This is a genomic window from Flavobacterium chilense, from assembly GCF_001602525.1.
Classification (GTDB): Bacteria; Bacteroidota; Bacteroidia; order Flavobacteriales; family Flavobacteriaceae; genus Flavobacterium; species Flavobacterium chilense.
The window spans coordinates 131,993-152,147 of record NZ_LSYT01000009.1; the positions used below are offsets into that span (position 1 = coordinate 131,993).

General features: G+C 34.8%; 15 protein-coding genes. 8 read left to right on the forward strand and 7 right to left on the reverse strand.

The features are described 5' to 3' along the window. Positions 1-178: 178 nt before the first annotated feature. Positions 179-2,413: a B12-binding domain-containing radical SAM protein gene (locus tag A4F88_RS19860; RefSeq protein WP_068844508.1), complete on the forward strand. Its 2,235-nt coding sequence runs from the start codon at positions 179-181 to the stop codon at positions 2,411-2,413. Between the two features lies 1 nt (position 2,414). Here A4F88_RS19860 and A4F88_RS19865 read toward each other — a convergent pair whose 3' ends face one another. From A4F88_RS19865 to A4F88_RS19875, 3 genes are all read right to left on the reverse strand, one after another. Further along, entirely contained in the window at positions 2,415-3,179 is a 765-nt protein-coding gene (locus A4F88_RS19865) for an MBL fold metallo-hydrolase (RefSeq protein WP_068844509.1), read from the reverse strand. A gap of 108 nt (positions 3,180-3,287) precedes the next feature. Beyond that, a complete protein-coding gene (locus A4F88_RS19870) occupies positions 3,288-3,974 on the reverse strand; it encodes a response regulator transcription factor (protein WP_068844510.1) in 687 nt (228 codons plus the stop codon). Next, positions 3,971-5,233 (reverse strand): sensor histidine kinase, encoded by a 1,263-nt coding sequence (locus A4F88_RS19875; RefSeq protein ID WP_068844511.1) that lies wholly within the window; start codon positions 5,231-5,233, stop codon positions 3,971-3,973. The genes A4F88_RS19870 and A4F88_RS19875 overlap by 4 nt, the downstream gene beginning before the upstream one ends. Positions 5,234-5,396: 163 nt before the next feature. On the opposite strand from A4F88_RS19875, the gene A4F88_RS19880 reads away from it, so the two are divergent. Together A4F88_RS19880 and A4F88_RS19885 are read left to right on the forward strand one after the other, a co-directional pair. Then, positions 5,397-5,813: a DUF1573 domain-containing protein gene (locus A4F88_RS19880; RefSeq protein WP_068844512.1), complete on the forward strand. Its 417-nt coding sequence runs from the start codon at positions 5,397-5,399 to the stop codon at positions 5,811-5,813. Positions 5,814-6,001: 188 nt separating this feature from the next. Continuing rightward, a complete protein-coding gene (locus A4F88_RS19885; RefSeq protein WP_068844513.1) occupies positions 6,002-7,582 on the forward strand; it encodes a L,D-transpeptidase family protein in 1,581 nt (526 codons plus the stop codon). Between the two features lie 94 nt (positions 7,583-7,676). Here A4F88_RS19885 and A4F88_RS19890 read toward each other — a convergent pair whose 3' ends face one another. Next, the gene (locus A4F88_RS19890; RefSeq protein WP_068844514.1) at positions 7,677-8,183 is read right to left on the reverse strand and encodes a C40 family peptidase; all 507 of its coding nucleotides are present in this window, start codon (positions 8,181-8,183) and stop codon (positions 7,677-7,679) included. A 217-nt stretch (positions 8,184-8,400) separates the two neighbouring features. On the opposite strand from A4F88_RS19890, the gene A4F88_RS19895 reads away from it, so the two are divergent. From A4F88_RS19895 to A4F88_RS19910, 4 genes are all read left to right on the forward strand, one after another. Next, positions 8,401-9,495 (forward strand): SGNH/GDSL hydrolase family protein, encoded by a 1,095-nt coding sequence (locus tag A4F88_RS19895; RefSeq protein ID WP_068844515.1) that lies wholly within the window; start codon positions 8,401-8,403, stop codon positions 9,493-9,495. Continuing rightward, a complete protein-coding gene (locus A4F88_RS19900; protein WP_068844516.1) occupies positions 9,485-10,864 on the forward strand; it encodes a sialate O-acetylesterase in 1,380 nt (459 codons plus the stop codon). The genes A4F88_RS19895 and A4F88_RS19900 overlap by 11 nt, the downstream gene beginning before the upstream one ends. A 413-nt stretch (positions 10,865-11,277) precedes the next feature. After that, entirely contained in the window at positions 11,278-13,575 is a 2,298-nt protein-coding gene (gene bglX / locus A4F88_RS19905) for a beta-glucosidase BglX (protein ID WP_068844653.1), read from the forward strand. 188 nt (positions 13,576-13,763) lie between these two features. Beyond that, positions 13,764-14,720: an aldo/keto reductase gene (locus A4F88_RS19910; protein WP_068844517.1), complete on the forward strand. Its 957-nt coding sequence runs from the start codon at positions 13,764-13,766 to the stop codon at positions 14,718-14,720. A gap of 62 nt (positions 14,721-14,782) precedes the next feature. Here the strand turns inward: A4F88_RS19910 and A4F88_RS19915 are convergent, their stop codons facing one another. Next, positions 14,783-14,974: a glycoside hydrolase family 97 C-terminal domain-containing protein gene (locus tag A4F88_RS19915; RefSeq protein ID WP_068844518.1), complete on the reverse strand. Its 192-nt coding sequence runs from the start codon at positions 14,972-14,974 to the stop codon at positions 14,783-14,785. A gap of 133 nt (positions 14,975-15,107) precedes the next feature. On the opposite strand from A4F88_RS19915, the gene A4F88_RS19920 reads away from it, so the two are divergent. Beyond that, positions 15,108-16,400, forward strand: coding sequence for a hypothetical protein (locus A4F88_RS19920; protein WP_068844519.1), 1,293 nt, complete (start codon positions 15,108-15,110; stop codon positions 16,398-16,400). A gap of 56 nt (positions 16,401-16,456) precedes the next feature. On the opposite strand, the gene A4F88_RS19925 is transcribed toward A4F88_RS19920, so the two are convergent. Continuing rightward, positions 16,457-18,436, reverse strand: coding sequence for a retaining alpha-galactosidase (locus tag A4F88_RS19925; RefSeq protein ID WP_068844654.1), 1,980 nt, complete (start codon positions 18,434-18,436; stop codon positions 16,457-16,459). A 247-nt stretch (positions 18,437-18,683) separates the two neighbouring features. Beyond that, positions 18,684-19,973, reverse strand: coding sequence for a glycoside hydrolase 5 family protein (locus A4F88_RS19930; protein ID WP_068844520.1), 1,290 nt, complete (start codon positions 19,971-19,973; stop codon positions 18,684-18,686). Between the last annotated feature and the right edge of the window lie 182 nt (positions 19,974-20,155).

Here is a 20,155-nt window from a genome sequence, read left to right on the forward strand (position 1 = left end):
TGTAGGCAAATATAGCTAAAAAACTAAGCTTTAAAATGTGAATTTTAAATAGTTTTTGTATGTTTTTACATAGTAAATAGTGGTTTGAAGCATTTCATAATTTTAACCTGATAATTGGGACTTATTTCTTTGTCAAACAATACTAAATAACCTGTATTTTTGCAAAAAATAATTCCCTTTGAAAACGAAGCTTTTTGTCATTACGCCACCTTTTACACAACTGAATACACCGTATCCGGCAACAGCATATATAAAAGGATTTCTGAATACCAAAAATATCGAATCAGTTCAGGCTGATTTGGGTATTGATGTTATTTTGGAACTGTTTTCAAAGAAAGGCTTGGTTGATTTGTTTCGTTATGCTGAAAATATTTTTGAAAATGTGTCTTCGCCAGCGGAGTCGGGGGATGAGGTTTCTGATAACTCAAAACGTATTTTTGCTTTACAGGACGAATACATCAAAACCATTGATCCTGTAATTCAGTTTTTACAGGGAAAAAATCCAACTTTGGCTTTACAAATTTGTCAGGAAGATTTTCTGCCGGAAGCTTCCCGTTTTGCACAGTTAGAAGAGCTCGATTGGGCTTTTGGAACCATGGGAACTCAGGATAAAGCAAAACATCTGGCAACTTTGTATCTGGAAGATATTTCGGATTTTATTGTAGAATGCGTCGATGAAAATTTTGGCTTTAGCCGATATGCGGAACGTTTAGGACGAAGTGCCAATTCTTTTGATGAATTATACGAGGCTTTACAACAAGAACCAACTTATATAGATGCGATTTTAATTTCTATTTTGAAAGCTAAAATCGAAACGGTTCAACCTACATTTTTTCTGATTTCGGTCCCTTTTCCGGGAAATTTATACAGCGCTTTTCGTTGTGCACAATGGGTTAAACAACATCATCCCGAAATTAAAATTTCGATGGGAGGAGGTTTTCCAAATACTGAATTGCGTTCGCTTTCTGATGCCCGTGTTTTTGAGTTCTTTGATTTTATTACGCTAGATGATGGCGAAGTACCAATTGAAGAACTTGTTGATAATTTGTCATCCCGAGCGGAGTCGAGGGACGAGCAGCGTTACAAACGAACCTTTCTTTTAGAAGAAGGAAAAGTAGTGTATAAAAACAATTCCTTAAAACACGATTACAAACAATCTCAGGTTGGAACGCCGGATTATTCAGACTTACCTTTGGATAAATACATCTCGGTAATCGAAATCGTAAATCCAATGCACAGAATGTGGAGTGACGGTCGTTGGAATAAACTCACAATGGCGCACGGTTGTTATTGGGGAAAATGCACTTTTTGCGATATTTCATTAGATTATATTAAAGTATATGAACCGGTTGCAGCCAATTTATTATGCGACCGAATGGAAGATATGATGCTGCAAACCGGACAAAATGGATTCCATTTTGTAGACGAAGCCGCTCCGCCAGCATTAATGCGTGCGCTGGCATTAGAAATTTTACGCCGAAAACTAGCCGTAACCTGGTGGACCAACATTCGTTTCGAAAAAAGTTTTTCTAAAGACTTATGTTTACTGCTAAAAGCTTCTGGTTGTATTGCCGTTTCCGGTGGATTGGAAGTAGCTTCAGACCGATTATTAAAATTAATTGACAAAGGAGTAACAGTCGAGCAAGTGGCAAGAGTAACCCGAAATTTTACTGAAGCCGGAATTATGGTTCATGCTTATTTAATGTACGGATATCCAACACAAACGATTCAGGAAACGGTTGATAGTCTCGAAATGGTACGTCAGTTATTTGAAGCGGGAATTCTGCAATCAGGATTCTGGCATCAGTTTGCAATGACAGCACACAGCCCGGTTGGATTATATCCGGAAAAATTTGGCGTGACCAAAAAAACAGAATTAATTGGAACTTTTGCCAATAATGATATTGATTACACGGATTCAACAGGAATCAATCATGATAAATTTAGTTTCGGATTAAAGAAATCCCTCTTTAATTTCATGCACGGAATTTGTTTTGATTACGAATTGCAGGATTGGTTTGATTTTAAAATTCCGAAAACAAAAATAGATCCCGATTTTATTTTTAATGCCCTTGACGAAGGAAATGATTTCAATACCAAACCAAATGCAAAAGTAGTCTGGTTAGGTGGGAAACCTTTTGCAGAGCACTTTACAAAATCTAAAAAAGGAAGATCCTGGGAAATGATGACTTTTACTTTTCACGATAAAAAAGAAAGTTTCAGCATTCAGACCAGTAAAGAGCAAGGCGAATGGCTTGTAGAGATCTTAACCAGGATTTCGATTTCAAACCCTAAGAATTATACTTTTCAGGAAGTCAAAACTGATTTTGAAACTACGCTGGAAGACTTTGAATTGTTCTGGTATTCAAAACCAATTCATACGTTACGGGAATTTGGTTTATTAGTTCTGTAAATCAATATTCTACACTTGTTCCGTCACTTGGAATAGCAACTTTATCCGAAAGATTATTTTGGGAAAGCGCCAGTCTTAGTTCAGATCTTGTTGTTGGGCAGTGGTTTAACGCTTCTAAATGGTTGGCAAAAACTTTGCCCGGAGCCAGTGCAGCAAACTTCAAAATGTCGTTCATTCGCATTAACAGCGGCTGACCAAAATCTAATCTTGCAGTTCCGCAGGCGACAACAGCAATTTCAGGTTTAAACTCAATGAGTACTTTTTGTACATGTTCTGTAAAAATGGTATCAGAACTTACATAAATCGACTTTTGATTGGGCAATTCAATATGAAAACCCATTACATTTCCCATCAGTTTTGCGATAAATCCGTAGCCGTGAACAGCCGGAATTCCGGTTATTTTTCCACCTAAAAAGTCCTGAGGTTCCCAATAATTCAAACTCTGAATAATATTTAGCCCTCTTTTTGTTAAGGCACTTTCATCTTTTGCATTACAAATTACCGGAATACTTTTTCGTCTTAAAAAAACTTCTCCGGCTTTATCAATATGGTCAGGATGCAAATGTGTGATCAGGCAAATGGTAACTCTGCTCAAAATATCCCTGCTGTTTTTAGGCAAAGCCACAAGCGGATTTCTTTTAGGCTTATATCTGAAAATAGTAAAAGGCGGAATCGTTTTTCTCTTTCCCAACATAGGATCGACCAATATAACATCGGTATCAGTTTCGATCACCAAAGTGGCGTTTCGTAAATGATGTAATTTCATATCGAAGGAATTTAGATATTAAAAATACAAAAGTTTTTAAAAGTAGTTTTACAGATTATTCTCTATTTTTAGCAGAATTGTTATTATTTAAAATAATGATTGTTGTATTTACACAATACTAAATCTAAACCCAATTCCGTGCAGGTTTTCGATAGAAATTCCCTTTTCGTTAATTAAAATTTTACGTAAGCGCGAAATAAAAACATCAAGGCTTCTTCCCATAAAATAATCATCTGTTCCCCAAAGTGACGTCAAAATCTGTTCCCTTTTTAAAACCGAATTTTTATTATCGAGAAATAATTTCAATAATTCGGCTTCACGCTGTGTCAGGCTAATTTTTTCACTATCATTAAAAAGAATAAAATTATTAATATCAAATTGATACTTGCCAATTTCATAAACCACTTTTTCTATTGGTGTATTTTTTTGAGAACGTTTCAGGAAAATCTCAATCTTAAGTAGTAATTCTTCAATGCTGAAAGGCTTTACCAAATAGTCATCGGCACCCAGACGCAAACCTTTTATACGATCTTCTTTTAATGTTTTAGCAGAAAGAAAAATAATCGGAATATCAATATTTGCTTTTCTAATCTCGGTTGCCAATTCAAAACCATCCATTTTGGGCATCATAATATCAAGAATACAAATGTCAAAATTTTCTTTTTTAAAGGTTTCCAGGCCCAGTTTTCCATCGCAGCAATGAATCACCTCATAGTTATTTTGTTCCAGATTATCTTTGGTCAAAAAGGCTAAGGTTTCATCGTCTTCGGTGTAAAGTATTTTGAATTGTTTCATTTTTTATAAGGAATTGACAAAGTTATAGTGATGCCTTTTTCGGTATTATTTTCGGCTTTTATTTTCCAGATATGCAAGTTGCAAATTTCTTTTACATAATACAAACCAAGTCCAAAACCATTTACTTCGTTGCTCTTTTCGTTTTGCGCACGATAGAATTTATCGAAAATAAAAGAAATATTTTTAGGAGAAACTCCAATTCCGTTATCAGTAAAAAACAGTTTTAAAGTATTATTTTCGACTGAAATCCGAATCGTAATTTCTGGTTTTTCAGTACAATATTTAACCGCATTATCCAGTAAATTATAGACTAAATTAGAAAAATGAAAAACATCAGTTTCGATTTGATATTCTGTCGAAAGTGTTTCGATTTTGATGCTTGCATCAGGATATTTTAACTGTATGTTTTCGATTGTTTCCTTGATAATCGGAACAAGTAAAATCATTTCTTTTTTTAATTCCAAAGGCGCATAATCTGATTTGGAAATATTCAAAATCTTCTCAATATGATGATTTAGCTTATTACTCTGATTGATAATAATATCAGTGTAAGTATGCAGTTTTTTATCTTCTTTAATCGGATTTTGCTCTATTAAATATTTCGAAGCAATTAAAATAGAAGATAAAGGCGTTTTGAACTCATGCGTCATATTGTTGATAAAATCACGCTGCAGTTCAGAATATTTCTTTTGCTGTAAAAGTGTAAAAATCGAATACACATAAATCAACAAAATAAAAATAAGCGCTATAGAAAGTACAAACCAAAAACGCATCGAACTGAATAAATAAGTAGTCTCGTTAGGAAAACGAACCGCAAAATAATATACGAGATTTTTATGCTTTGGGAAATACACTGTTTTTTTAGTATTTTCTTTTTCAGAAAACGAAATGTACTTACCGTAAACCATTTCATCACTCTGGCAATTGTACACTGCATATTCAAAGTCAGTGGTAATATTCATTTTTTTAAACTCGGATCTCAAATAGAATTCTAAAACATCCGGTTCAAAAGCATTTTGAATGTTTACAATATAATAGTCGTTAGAAATTTTCTGAACAGGATTCTGACAGGATGATTCGTGATCTTTTCCTTCATATAATTTTCTGGCCACTTCCAGTAAAGCAATATTAGCTTTCTGGCTCAGTTTTTTTTGCTCTAAAGTAAAAGCCTCTTTGGTCCAAAGCAATTGTGCCACCAATATACTTATAATGGCAACAAGACCCAGAAGGATAATACTATTCAGTTTATTTATTTTCAAGAAAGTGGTGTTTTAGAGTGTAATATTAATCAAAATTATAGTTAAAAAATCCCATTAACAAGTCGTTAACAAAGATTTGAAAGCGGTTAACAGCGACTTGAATTTGTCTGAATTATCTTTGTAATACAAAATTAGAACTATAAACCATTAAAAATAAATAACTATGAAAATGATTAAAATTTCGATGTTAGCCTTAGCTTTAAGCTTAATGTCTTTTTCAGCAATTGCACCAATAAAATCATTAACTGCTGAAACAAAAGTTGAAGCAACAGCAGCTTCTACAATTGTTTGGAAAGCAGAAACTGTTGATGTAGGTGAAATTCCACAAGGAACACCAAAAGCAATTGTTTACGAATTCAAAAATACAGGAAAAACGGCAGTTGTAATTACGAATGTTCAGGGATCTTGCGGATGTACAGCAACAGATTACACAAAAGAGCCAATTTTGCCTGGTAAATCTGCAAAAGTAACAGCAACTTACAACGCAGCAAATAAAGGAGGTTTTACAAAAACAGTTACTGTAACAACAAGTGCAGAAAGCACTCCAAAAGTTCTTACCTTAAAAGGAACAGTAATTTAAAAATAAAGGTTGGTTATAAAGTAGAGACTCCGGATATGTAATGTATCTGGAGTTTTTTTTATGCTTTTTAGTTCATTGAAATCAGTTTAAAATCCAGACGTTTTTTGACAATTATAAAGGCAATATTATTTTTTTTGTAAATGAATTGTTTTCACTAAAACTTTTCTATTTTTATTAAAAAAATAGCTATGAAAACCTTGTATCCGCTTGTTGCTGTTGTTCTTCTTTTTGCTGCTGTTTCCTGTAACAAGAAATCTGAAAACAACAACGAAGAGTCAAAAAAAACTTCTGAAAAAGTAGTTCCGGAACTTAAAATTTCAATTGACAGCTCAGGAATTTCTGCCTTTTATCAAACATATCCTAAACTAATTAAATTTCAGGCTGAGGTTTTGGCGCTTTACAAAAAAAATAAATCGACCCAATTGTGGCTTGATAACAAAGGAGTAGTAGAGTTTGGGAACACTTTATTCAATAAATACAAAGGACTGGATCAGGAAGGGTTGAAAGCTAATTTTCCATACAATGAAAAAATAGATCCTATTTTTGAGCATATAACCGAGAATAAATTATCACAGGCAGATACAGATTTGATGATTACGAATTTGTATTTCTATTATGTACAGAAAGTTTCCGGTGTAGACGAAAAAACGACTAAATCATTACAATGGCTTTTACCCCGAAAAAAGGTAAACTATCAGGTCTTTTCAGATTCTATTTATAAAAAAGCCACGATAAGCGACGATAAGAAAAGTAAAATGTTCAGTCAGTATTACAAACTTCGCGACGCATTACATCAATATAGAGAAATTGAAAAAAAAGGAGGCTGGAAAAACATTGAAACTCCGGAAGGTTTTAAAAGTTTTAAAGTAGGCGATTCTGTTCCTGCAATTGGACAAATTAGAGAAAGACTTTACATTACCGGAGATCTGAAAGAAAATAATAAAAGCAATATTTGTGATACAGTTTTGATAAAGGGAATAAAAAACTACGAATCGCATAACGGATTAACACCGAAAAATATTATTTTACCAGAACATATTGCCGAATTGAATATTCCGGTTTCAGACCGAATCAAAACCATTATTGCAAACATGGAACGCTGTCGATGGATTGATCCTGAACTCGAAAAAGGCAAAGAATATGTAGAAGTTAATATTCCGGAGTTTAGATTGTATCTTATTCGTAATGGACAAATCGCTTTTGTGTCGCCTGTTGTGGTAGGAAAGGCAATGACCCAAACGGTCATCTTTAGCGGAATGATGAGCAATATCGTTTTTAGTCCGTATTGGAATGTGCCTACCAGTATCATCAACAAAGAGATCAAACCCGGAATGGTAAAAAATAAAAACTATCTGGCCCAGAAAAATCTGGAATGGAACAATGGTGCTGTTCGTCAGTTACCGGGTAAAAATAACTCGCTTGGTTTGGTGAAGTTTTTATTTCCAAATTCAAATAATATCTATTTGCATGATACACCGGCAAAAAGTTTGTTTGAAAGAGAAAACAGAGCGTTTAGTCACGGTTGCGTACGCGTAGGAAAACCAAGAGAATTAGCAATTGAGCTTTTAAAACAAGATCCAAAATGGACTCCGGAACGAATTGATAAAGCTATGCATGCCGGAAAAGAAAGCTGGTATACCTTAAAAATAAAAATTCCGGTTTATATTGGCTATTTTACTGCCTGGGTAGATCGCGATGGAAATTTGAATTTTTATAAAGATGTGTATCAAAGAGACGAAAGCCTGATAAAACTGCTTACGGAAGAATAAAGAAAGGTTGGTCACGAATTGCACAAATTTTTTATTTATAAATGGTAAAAAAATTAATTCGGAAAAATTTGTGTACTTCCTGGCAGAAAAAATATTACGGCAGTACGTCAACACACTTATAAAAACGTTTGCTGTAATGTTCAGAATCTAAATCGCTAATGGTGACGCTTCCTGCTTTTCCGGAAGAAGCATGAATGAATTTTGAATGCATACCATTAGCCTCACAAATGATTCCAACATGACCAATATTCTTTTTATTTCGGTAACCGTAAAAAACTAAAACATCTCCCACTTTAAAATCTTCGGCTGACTTTGCAGTTCCTACATTTTTGAAACCACCAGAACTTCTCGGTAAACTAATATTAAAGTGTTTAAAAACATAATTAACAAAACCCGAACAGTCAAAACCCTTTTTAGGATCATTTCCGGCATATGAATAGGGCGTTCCCAGATATTGCTTCGAATATAAAATAACAGAATCCCGATCTATTCCAGCCTGAAGGTGTTCAACAGGATTAATGTTGGGTGTAATTTCCTTTTTCAGGGTAAACGAAGAGCATAAAATAGTTATGGCAAGTAGTATATAAAGAGGTAATTTCATTTTAAGAAGTAACGTAAGGTTTAATTTATAAAGATAGGCTCTTGTTTTTGAATATCAAAACAGAGTTGGGCATCAAAGCTCTAAAACGGAGTCCGGGCATTGAAAATAGAAGTTGCATTTTGGTGTTTTTTTATTGCTTTTTGACATTTTAGTATCTTTCTGTATATTCTATTTCAGATATATTTGTGAATCGCATTTATATTTTAACAAATAAATTATGTTTCTCAAAAAAATATCATTTTTAATTTTGTTATTGCTGATTTCGGTTGTTTCGACTTCACAAAACAAAACCAATACTTTTCTTTATCAGGGCCGGGTTGAAAAACTTGCAAACAATACTGTTGTCTTAATAGGAACGGCTTCTTCTGTATCTTTTAATTTTACAGGAAACAACTGTGCTGTTTCTCTGCAAAGTGTTGATTCTTATGAGCATCATAATTATGTTTCGTTGGTGCTGGACGGGAAATATATTGGAAAATTGCGAATTGAAAAAGGTGCTGCTCAATCTTTTCCCATAAAAACGACCTCAAATAAAAAAGTACACACACTTGAAATTTATAAAACTACAGAAGCCCATAGTGGCGGAATTTTATTTGCAGGAACCACAGCAAAATTAACTTCGATTACTTCAAAAAAGAAAAAGAAAATTGAATTTATTGGTGATTCGATTACTTGTGGAGCAGCTAGCGATCCGTCAGATGTTCCTTGTGATAAAGGAGAATATTTTGATCATCATAACGGATATTATGCTTACGGACCAGTACTTTCCAGAGCAATTGGAGTAGATTATCTGATGAGTTCCGTTTCCGGAATCGGAATGTACAGAAACTGGAACGATGAGAACAAAGACGAAGCTATAATGCCGGATGTGTACCAGAATTTGTATTTAACTAAAGATAGTTCCAAACCAAAATACGATTTTGCTTTTCAGCCTGATATTATCAGTATTGCTTTGGGAACCAATGATTTTTCCGGTGGAGATGGTAAAAAAGAACGTTTACCATTTAATCCTGAAAAATATGTTTCGAACTACATCGGCTTTATCAAAATGCTGTACCAACACAATCCGAAAGCACAAATTGTAATTACAAACAGTCCAATGGTAAAGGGACAGAATGCGATTGTTTTTGAAGATTGTTTAAATAAAGTAAAAGCCGCTTTCGCAAAGGATAAAACCCATAAAACGATCCTGATTTTTAAGTTTAAACCCATGACCCCAAAAGGTTGTTCCGGACATCCTGATGTGGCAGATCATAAAGTTCTGGCTGATGAATATGCGCCATTTTTAAAAAAGCTGTTAAATGAAAAATAATATATTTAAGTTTGTTTTCTTTCTGATGATTTCCGGTACTATGATGGCAAACGTTACGCTTCCGAATATTTTTGGCGACAATATGGTTTTACAACGCAACTCTGAAGTGAAAATTTGGGGTTGGGCAAATCCAAAAGAAGAAATCAAATTAGTGTCGGGCTGGAACAATCAGGAATATAAAGTTGTTGCCAATAATCAGGCGCAATGGGAACTTCATATCAAAACACCTGAAGCGGGAGGACCTTACACCATTTCGATAAAAGGATATAACGAAGTGGTACTCAAAAATATTCTGATTGGAGAAGTTTGGGTTTGTGGCGGACAATCTAACATGGAAATGTCTGTAAGCTGGGGAATCGATAATGGAGAGGAAGAAATGAAAAATGCAACAAATCCTAATATTCGATTTTTTACCGTTCCAAAATTAACAGCAACATCACCACAAAATAATCTATCAGGAAACTGGACAGAGTCGACTCCGGAAACCATGAAATACTTTAGCGCAATTGGTTACTTTTTTGCCAAACGCTTAAGAGAAGATTTAAAAAACGTTCCAATTGGGTTAATTTCGTCTAATTGGGGTGGTACTCCGGCTGAAATCTGGATGCCGGAAGAAGTCGTGCAAAATGATCCTGTTTTACTGGAAAATGCCAAAAAACTAAACGAACAGGAATATGGACCACGTCAGCCCGGACGTGCTTACAATGCCATGATTTATCCGTTTGCGGGATTTAAAATTGCAGGAACACTCTGGTATCAGGGCGAATCGAATGTAGGTTCACTGGTTTACGATAAAACGTTATCTGCTTTGATCACGTCCTGGAGAAAAGCCTGGAAAGATGATTTTCCTTTTTACTTTGTGCAAATTGCACCATACAAAACAGGCAGTAACAATTTCTCCAATGTTACCGTTAGAAATTCTCAACGAAAAGTGCTCAACGAAGTTCTAAAGACCGGAATGGTTGTGATTAGCGATGTTTCGGATACGATTGATATTCATCCCAAAAATAAGAAATCAGTTGGAATTCGTCTGGCAAATCTGGCTTTAGCCCATACTTATAAAACCAATACCAATCTGGTAAATAGCCCGCTTTTTTCGGCTTTAAATATTGATAAAAACAAAGCAATCGTTTCTTTTGATTATGCAGATGGTTTGTATTTTTCAGCTAAAAAATCAGATCAGTTTGAAATTGCCGGAGCCGATGGAATTTTCTTTCCTGCCGAAGCTTCCATAAAAAATAATCAGGTGATTTTAACCAGCAAAAAAGTGCCGTTACCACTAAAGGTTCGTTTTGCATGGGGAAATACAATACAGTCATATTTATTTAATAAAGCAAATTTACCCGCTTCCTGTTTTATTACGGAATAGAGGGATTTTAGATTTTTAAAGAAGAAAGAGTCAAAAAGAAAGATTTTTTTGCCCACGGTTTTCACTGATGGAACAGATTAATGTCGATTTTTTGTTTTCGCTTGTCAGACTGAGCGGAGTCGAAGCCCGCAAAGTGAGATACACAAAGTTTTGTCATTTCGACTGAAAGGAGAAATCACACTATAAACTCCTCACAAAATGTCGCCAATCTTTGTCGAATCCCGAGTACGATTTCTCCTTTCAGTCGAAATGACAAGATTGTGGCTATAAATCGAAAAAGGTTCTTTTGAAAACGATTTGCGTGAGGGATAGAAGTGGAAAGCCCACAGCCTGACGAAGGAAGTGCGAGGACTTGAAACGAATAGCCCGACCCGGAGGGACACGCCCATATTATGAAACTAACCGAACCACTTATGAAAAATAAAAAAATAATAACAATTGGGGTTTTTGCCCTGTTTACAGTTGGAAATATGAATGCACAGAAAAAACCATATCTGGATAAAAATAAAACTATTGAAGAACGAATCGATTTATTACTGCCTTTGATGACTCTGGAAGAAAAAGCAGGACAGATGAACCAATATAACGGATTTTGGGATGTTACGGGACCAGCTCCAAAAGGCGGAACAGCCGAATTAAAATACGAACATTTACGAAAAGGCTGGGTGGGATCGATGTTGACGGTTCGCGGTGTGAAAGAAGTTCGTGCAGTCCAGAAAATTGCAGTTGAAGAAACACGATTAGGGATTCCGTTGATTATTGGTTTTGATGTCATTCATGGTTATAAAACGTTAAGCCCGATTCCGCTGGCAGAAGCCGCAAGCTGGGATTTAGAAGCTATTAAAAAATCGGCGGCAATCGCAGCAGATGAAGCTTCGGCATCCGGAATTAACTGGACTTTTGGACCAAATGTAGATGTCGCAAATGATGCGCGCTGGGGACGTGTGATGGAAGGTGCAGGAGAAGATCCTTATCTGGGAAGTAAAATTGCCATTGCCAGAGTTCATGGTTTTCAGGGAGAAACCCTTGCCGATTTGGCTAAAGTAAATACGATTGCAGCCTGCGCCAAACACTTTGCTGCTTACGGTTATGTCGAGGCAGGATTAGAATATAATATAGTAGATATCAGCAATTCGAAATTATATAATTCGGTTTTACCACCTTTTGAAGCAACTGTGCAAGCGGGAGTTCGTACGTTTATGAATTCATTTAATACTTTGAACGGAATTCCGGCAACAGGAAATATATTTCTGCAAAGAGATATCCTGAAAGGAAAATGGAAGTTTGATGGTTTTGTAATTTCTGATTATGCTTCGATTCGGGAAATGATTGCTCATGGTTATGCCAAAGACGAAGCCGATGCGACTGCAAAAGCCGTAATTGCAGGTTCTGATATGGATATGGAATCGTATTTGTATGTGGCAAAATTGGTAGATTTAGTTAAGGAAGGAAAAGTAAAAGAATCCTTAGTGGATGATGCTGTTCGCAGAATTCTTCGTGTAAAATTTGAATTAGGTTTATTTGAAGATCCCTACAGATATTGCGATGAAAAACGAGAAAAAGCAGTTGTTGGCAGTAAAGCCAATAATGATGGCGTTCTGGATATGGCAAAAAAGTCAATTGTATTATTGAAGAATGATAAAAATTTGCTTCCGCTGAAAAAGTCAGGACAAAAAATTGCTTTGATTGGCGCTTTGGCAAACGATAAAAACAGTCCGCTTGGAAGCTGGAGAATTGCTGCAGATGATAATACAGCCGTTTCGGTTTTAGAAGGTATGCAACAGTATAAAGACAATCAGTTGGTTTTTGAAAAAGGTGCCGACTTACTTTCGCAAAAAGCTACATTTTTAACCGAAACTATTTTTAATACCACGGACAAAAGCGGATTTGAAGCCGCAAAAACAGCCGCAAAAAATGCTGATGTTGTGGTAATGGTTTTAGGAGAATACGGATTTCAAAGCGGCGAGGGCAGAAGCAGAACCGATCTTAATCTGCCGGGATTACAACAAGAATTATTAGAAGAAATTTATAAAGTAAACCCAAATGTAGTTTTAGTTTTAAATAATGGTCGTCCGTTGAGTATTCCCTGGGCTGCAGAACATGTTCCGGCTATAGTCGAAGCCTGGCAATTAGGAACTCAAACCGGAAATGCTGTGGCTCAGGTTTTATACGGAGATTATAACCCAAGTGGAAAATTGCCAATGTCATTTCCCAGAAATGTAGGTCAGGTTCCCATTTATTATAACAAATACAGTACAGGAAGACCTGTTGACAGTGATAAAAATGTTTTTTGGTCGCATTATATGGATGTAGAAAAAACACCTCAATTTCCGTTTGGTTTTGGATTAAGCTATACCAAATTTGATTATAAGGATTTAAAAATAAATAAAACTTCTTTCACAAAAGACGAAAATGTTCAGGTTAGTGTTGCTGTCACGAACTCAGGAAATTATGACGGAAAAGAAGTGGTACAATTGTATATTCATGATGAATATGCGAGCATTGTTCGTCCAATAAAAGAACTAAAAGGTTTTGAATTAGTAAGTTTGAAAAAGGGAGAAACAAAGACTGTAACGTTTACCTTAACCGATAAAGAACTTGGTTTTTACGATAACGAAGGAAATTATTTGGTAGAACCGGGAACTTTTAAAATCATGGTTGGAGGAAGTTCTGATAAAGGTTTGCAAAGTGGTTTTGAGATAAAAGAATAGTTTTTTTGCCACGAAGGCGCTAAGTTTTTTTTGCCACGAATTCACGAATTAATTGTTTAAAAATTCGTGAATTCGTGGTGATTTCTTTTTTAAATAAAAATATTTGTGTCTTAGCGCCTTCGTGGCAAAACTTAGTATTTTTTTCTACCTTTAAAAACTATTAAAACTTCAACCATTAAACTAAAATAATGAAATACAACAGATGCGGAAAAAGCGGGTTATTATTACCTGAAATTTCTTTAGGATTATGGCACAACTTCGGGTCGGTAGATAATTTTGATAACGCCGAAAGTATTGCCGTAGAAGCTTTTGATAAAGGAATTACCCATTTTGATTTAGCGAATAATTATGGCCCTGTTCCGGGTTCAGCAGAAACTAATTTTGGTAAAATCCTGTGGCATAATTTTCAGGGAAATTTACGCGACGAAATTGTAATTTCTACAAAAGCCGGTTATACCATGTGGGACGGACCTTATGGAGATTGGGGTTCACGCAAGTATTTGCTGTCAAGTTTAGATCAGAGTTTAAAGAGAATGAAAGTTGATTATGTAGATATTTTTTATTCGCATCGTCCAGATCCGGAAACGCCAATTGAAGAAACCATGATGGCATTAGATTATGCCGTAAGAAGCGGAAAAGCTTTGTATGTTGGAATCAGTAATTATTCGGCAGAACAAACCCGTGTTGCGGTTGATGTATTGAAACAATTAGGAACACCATGTTTGATTCATCAGGCTAAATATTCGATGTTAGAACGTTGGGTAGAAAATGGTTTACTAGATGTTCTGGAAGAAAAAGGAGTAGGGTGTATCGCATTTTCGCCTTTGGCACAAGGGCTTTTGACAGATAAATATCTTAACGGAATTCCGGAAAATTCCAGAGCGCATAATCCGAACGGACATTTGAAAGAAGATGAGGTTACGGCAGAACGCATTCAGAAATTAGTGCAGCTGAATGAAATTGCCCAGCATAGAAATCAGTCTTTGGCACAAATGGCTTTGGCATGGTTACAAAAAGACAAACGAATTACATCGGTTTTAATTGGTGCGAGTTCTGTGCGACAATTGAATAATAACATTGATTGTTTGCAAAGTCTGGAGTTTACGCCAGATGAACTGAATGCCATTGAAAAGATATTAGTGTAAAAAAATTTTTGTAAAACGTGAAAAATGATAGATAAAAAAACGGGCTAATTTTAGCCCGTTTTTTATTTTATAATCATGGCCAATCCGCCGCCACTGGCTAATCGATAGGTTCGTTTCGTTGTTGAATCAACTTCTGTAATTTCTCTTTTATAATCAACAGCAACTTTATTAGCATTTATTCCGTCTGAAAAAATTTCGGCTTTGAATTTTTTGTCTTTTCTAAATCTTGTGTTTATACGTGTAGAATATTGCATTATGATATTTAAATCCGACAAGTTTAAGAATCTTTTCTTTTTTTTGAATTTTTAGTTAAAGTTGTAGATGAATAAGTAGCATTTTGATTCTGGTTCAATATATTTATACGGTAATTCTTTAATTTAAATTATAATGAAAAAGAAAATATTATTTTTAATTTGTCTTATTTCAATAGCAGCACAAGGGCAGCAGGAAAACCAAAGCAAGATTGATAAACTTTCATTTTATTTTCAGGAAATTAAAAACAAAACATCAAAAGCATATAAGCTATGGAATGTTGATTTGTATGGAGGCATACTTTTAGTTGATACCAAAACTCGTGAGGTTTATAGTAATCAACCTGACCCAAAGAATGAGTTAAAACCACAAGGTAATATCTATGTTGGTAAACTACCTGAGAACATAAACGTTGCAAATACCTCTGTAAAATGGAATGATAAGATCTGGGCAATGATTATGCTGCCACTTCCTAAGGATGAATATGACAGGATTAATCTATTAGCACATGAACTTTTTCATAAGGAACAATCTTCTTTAGGATTTATCCAAAACAACAAAGAAAGTAATCATCTTGATTCTAAAGAAGGGAGAATTTATTTGCGTCTGGAATTAGAAGCCCTAAAAAAAGCTGTTATTGCTAATTCTCAAAAAGAACAAAAAAGACATTTGACAAATGCATTTGTTTTTCGAAAATATCGAAATTCTCTTTTTCCACAATCTGAAGTTATTGAAAATGATCTGGAACTCAATGAAGGAATTGCGGAGTATACAGGCTTTATGGTTAGTAATAGGGATAAAAAGCGAATTGCAGAGCATTTTATTACAACAACTGATGCTTTTTTAAAAAATCCAACTTTTGTGCGATCATTTGCCTATGTTACAATTCCAATGTATGGGTATTTACTTAGTGAAAAGGATCAGTATTGGAATCAGGAAGTTTCTTCTAAAACAAACTTGACAGACTTTTTTCTTCAGCACCTAAAAATCAAAACTCCAACTGATTTAAAAGCTGCCGTAGATAAAAATGCTAAAGAGTATAACGGAAGTTTGATTTCTAATGAAGAAGAAATAAGAGAGTCTATAATCAAGAAACAAATAGAGAATTATAAATTAAAATTAATTGATCAGCCACATTTAGTTATAAATTTTGAAAATATGAATGTCTCTTTTGATCCCAGAAATATTTTGCCAATTGAAGATAAAGGAACTGTTTATCCAAATATTAAAGTAAATGATAATTGGGGAATTCTTACTGTTGAAAATGGAGCTTTAATGAGTTCTAATTGGAATAAAATAAATGTAAGTGCTCCTACTAAGATTAGCGATCAGGAAGTCGAAGGAGATGGCTGGACAATAAAATTAAAAGAAAATTACATGGTCAAAAAGGATGAAAAAACAGGAAATTATATTCTTTTAAAAAAATAATATCTTAGGAAAACCTAACAGGTTTTTAAAACCTGTTAGGTTTCTGATTTCTTCAATTATTTTATAATCATCGCCAATCCGCCGCCACTGGCCAATCGATAGGTTCGTTTCGTTGTTGAATCAACCTCTGTAATTTCTCTTTTATAATCAACAGCAGCTTTATCAGCATTTATTCCGTCTGAGAAAATTTCGGCTTTAAATTTTTTGTCTTTTTCAAGAAATGAAAAATCAATCGTAATTTCTCTGGAATCCCAGTTGGTGATTGCTCCTAAATACCAAACATTTCCTTTTCTTCTGGCAATCGAAACGAATTTTCCAACTTCTCCGTTTAGTGAAACCGTTTCATCAAAAGTAGTGGGAACATTAGCTATAAAATCTGTGCTTTCCTGTTCCTTCATATAAGCTGTCGGACTGTCTGCCATCATTTGCAAAGGTGCTTCAAAAATAGTATAAAGCGCTAATTGATGACATCGCGTTCCCTGACTTACCGGATTGGAATGGCTTGGTTTGAATTCGCTTTTTGTAGCATTTCGCATGGCGCCCGGAGTATAATCCATTGGTCCTGCCATCATTCTGATAAACGGAATTGTACAGTCGTATAACGGAACATCATCATTCGGCGTCCATTTATTATTTTCTAATCCTTTTACACCTTCAAAATTCAGGATGTTCGGAAAAGTTCTCTGAATTCCGGTTGGCTTATACATGCCATGAAAGTCTAAAAGCAATTTATTATCAGCAGCTTTTTGTGCAATATCATAAACCGAATTTACCATTTTGGCATCGTCGCGATCTAAAAAATCGACTTTAAAACCTTTAATCCCCAAGTTGGCATAATTTTTTAAAATACCCGAAGTGTTTTTAGTCAAAGCCATCCAGGAACTCCATAAAATAATCCCGACATTTCTTTCTTTTCCGTAAGCGATTAAAGCTTCTAAATCTACATTTGGGTTATGTTTCATAATATCCTCTTCCAGACTCCAGCCTTCATCGAGAACCACATATTCAACTTTATTTTTAGAGGCAAAATCAATATAGTATTTATAGGTTTGAGTGTTGATTCCGGCTTTAAAATCGACATTGTAAATATTCCAGTCGTTCCACCAGTCCCAGGCTACTTTTCCGGGTTTTATCCATGAAATATCTTTTATTTTAGAAGGTTCAGCTAATTTCTGTACCATATCATTATTGGCTAAACCGGCATCATTTTCAGAGATCACGAGAATTCTCCACGGGAAAGTTCTCGTTCCTTTTGTTTGAACCAAATAATCCGCTCTTTCGGTAATTAATCGGTTGATGTTATTGAATCTGCCATTTTTTTCCTGTAAAGGGTATTTAGAAAATCGGGATTCAAAACCAGATTTTGAACTATTATTGGTAACAAATAAACCTGGATAATCTTCCAGGTTCGCTTCAAGAAAAACTGCTTTTTTATGGTTTTTATAATCAATTAAAAACGGAAGAAAAGCCAGCGTATCTTTAGCAAATTCACTTATTTTTTTGTTTTCGTAATGCGCTTCAAACGAAGAAATATAAGGATCTTTTGGGTTTCGTAAATCACGAACGTAAGGCATTAAAGTGCTGTAATCCTGATCAAAATTCAAAACCACCTCTTCAGATTTTACAGTAATATCTTTTTTCTTTTGGGTTCTAAAACGATATGCAACACCATCATCAAAAGCACGATATTCTATACTGAAATCATTTTTGAAATTCAAAATCAGCTGATTGTATTTGTTTTGAACCGATTTCTTTTTGTAAAAAGGGGAATCGAACGAGGTATCAATACTTTCTTTTTTTGAACTAAAAACTATAGCATGTTCTCCTAAAACGATATTTTGATCTAAAGTCATTGACATTGCCGAAGGAGCCAGAATTAAATCTTTTTCGTGAGATACAGACCAGCTTATTTTGCCATTTACGGCAATTTTAACTTCAATTTTTCCATCAGGAGATTTTAAAACAAAATCCTGTTTCTTTTGCGCAAAAGAAAGATTCAAAAGTAAAAGACAAAGACCAGTAAATAGCTTTTTCATATTGTAGTTTTTTACCATGTAAGTGATATAAGTTCATTTAAAAATAATGTTCTTTTTTAACACATAGAAACATAGCTTACAAATCGCAGTAAAGATGTTTCACTCAAAATAAATCTCATATTACTATGTGGAAAAATCATTATTTTCTTTTCAGCATCTTTATAGATTTAAGTTTTTAAAATCTACTTCTATGTGTTTAGAAATTATAAGCAGCCTTTTTAAAACGAACTTATATCACTTATAGGATTTAATTTTTTTTCAGTTCTTTATTGTATTTTTTTACAATATCCAAAGTCGATTTGTCTGTAGAAAAAACAGAATTTAAGCCTTGTGGTTCCTGTGGCGGATCTGTGGTTAACGGATCGCCCGGATTCCATTTTCCATCTGTGTTAACCGCTTTGCCTTCTCCGCCAAATCCCCAGAAATTTGCTGCTTGTAATGGTCCGTTGCTTTTAACGCTTTCAGCTACTCTGCTAAAAATATAACGGTAAAAAATATCTCTGTTTGTTACAGCTGAGGTTGCCAGTAAATTTTCATTTTCTCTGGGTAAACCAAATTCTTCAATAATTATCGGACGTTTTAAATTATTCGCCACTTTAATATGATCGTCAATATATTTTCCGGCATTTTCCAGCGTTGTTGGTAATGTTTTTTCGGCATTATCTGCTTTAAACCAATTCCAGTTTTTCGGCCAGATATGCATGGTCAAATAATCGATATTCGGATTTCGATGTGTTCTCTCAAAAATTTCCATACTATCATTCGAACTATTTTTACCTTCAGAACCAGTCGAAATCAAGTGGTTTTTGTCGAGGCTTTTCATTAAATCAACAATATTATTGAGCCAAAGCGTAAATTTTGCCTCATTTTCCGGTGTAAAAGTTCGGGGCTCATTCCCAACCTGCCATGCCATAATCGTATTATCTTCTGTATATTTCTTTTTCGAATAGTTGTTGGTTCTGCCCATAATAAACTTCACATGGTTTTCTAAAGCTTTCATGCAAGGCTCACAACTATGAAATTGCTCGGTATACGACATAAATTGCGGCCAGGTATTGGGTGGAATTGCCGGAACCGGAATCGCGCCTTTGCCATTCCATTCTAAATATTGCGACATTCCGCCAGACCATTCCCAGTTATTCGTCAAATACAAAACGGCATACATGTTACGTTTGCTCATTTCGTTAATCAAAAAATCCAGTCCGTCCAGCAAATCTTCATTATACTTTCCCTGTTCGTATTGCAACGCCGGACGAACGGTAAAATCATATTTTCCGCCATCGCCACCCACCAGAATTCTTAAATTATCGATTCCGTTTTTCTGCAATAAATCAAGCTCTCTAAGCAATCTTTTTCGGTCACCCACTTTTTTAGAAGCCAGTAAACTTCCGTACCAATAGTTGGTTCCAATGTAAGCATATGGTTTATCGCCTTTGTAAAATTGCGTTCCTTTTACCGTAATTCTTTCCTGTGCCTGACAAGTTATTACAGCAAAAATCAAAGTACATACAAGAGTTATTAGAAATCTGTTTTTCATTATTTATTTTTTTAGGAGCTTAATCCTGCTATCCGTTTCAATCTTTTATTTTTTAAAGAAAAAAATAAAAGGATTTCCACTTCTATCAGGGCTAGGATAATTTGTTATTATAAGTCATTGCGAGGAACGAAGCAATTTCTCTTTGTATTTACTCACCAATGTGTTTCGTATTAATGCGGTTG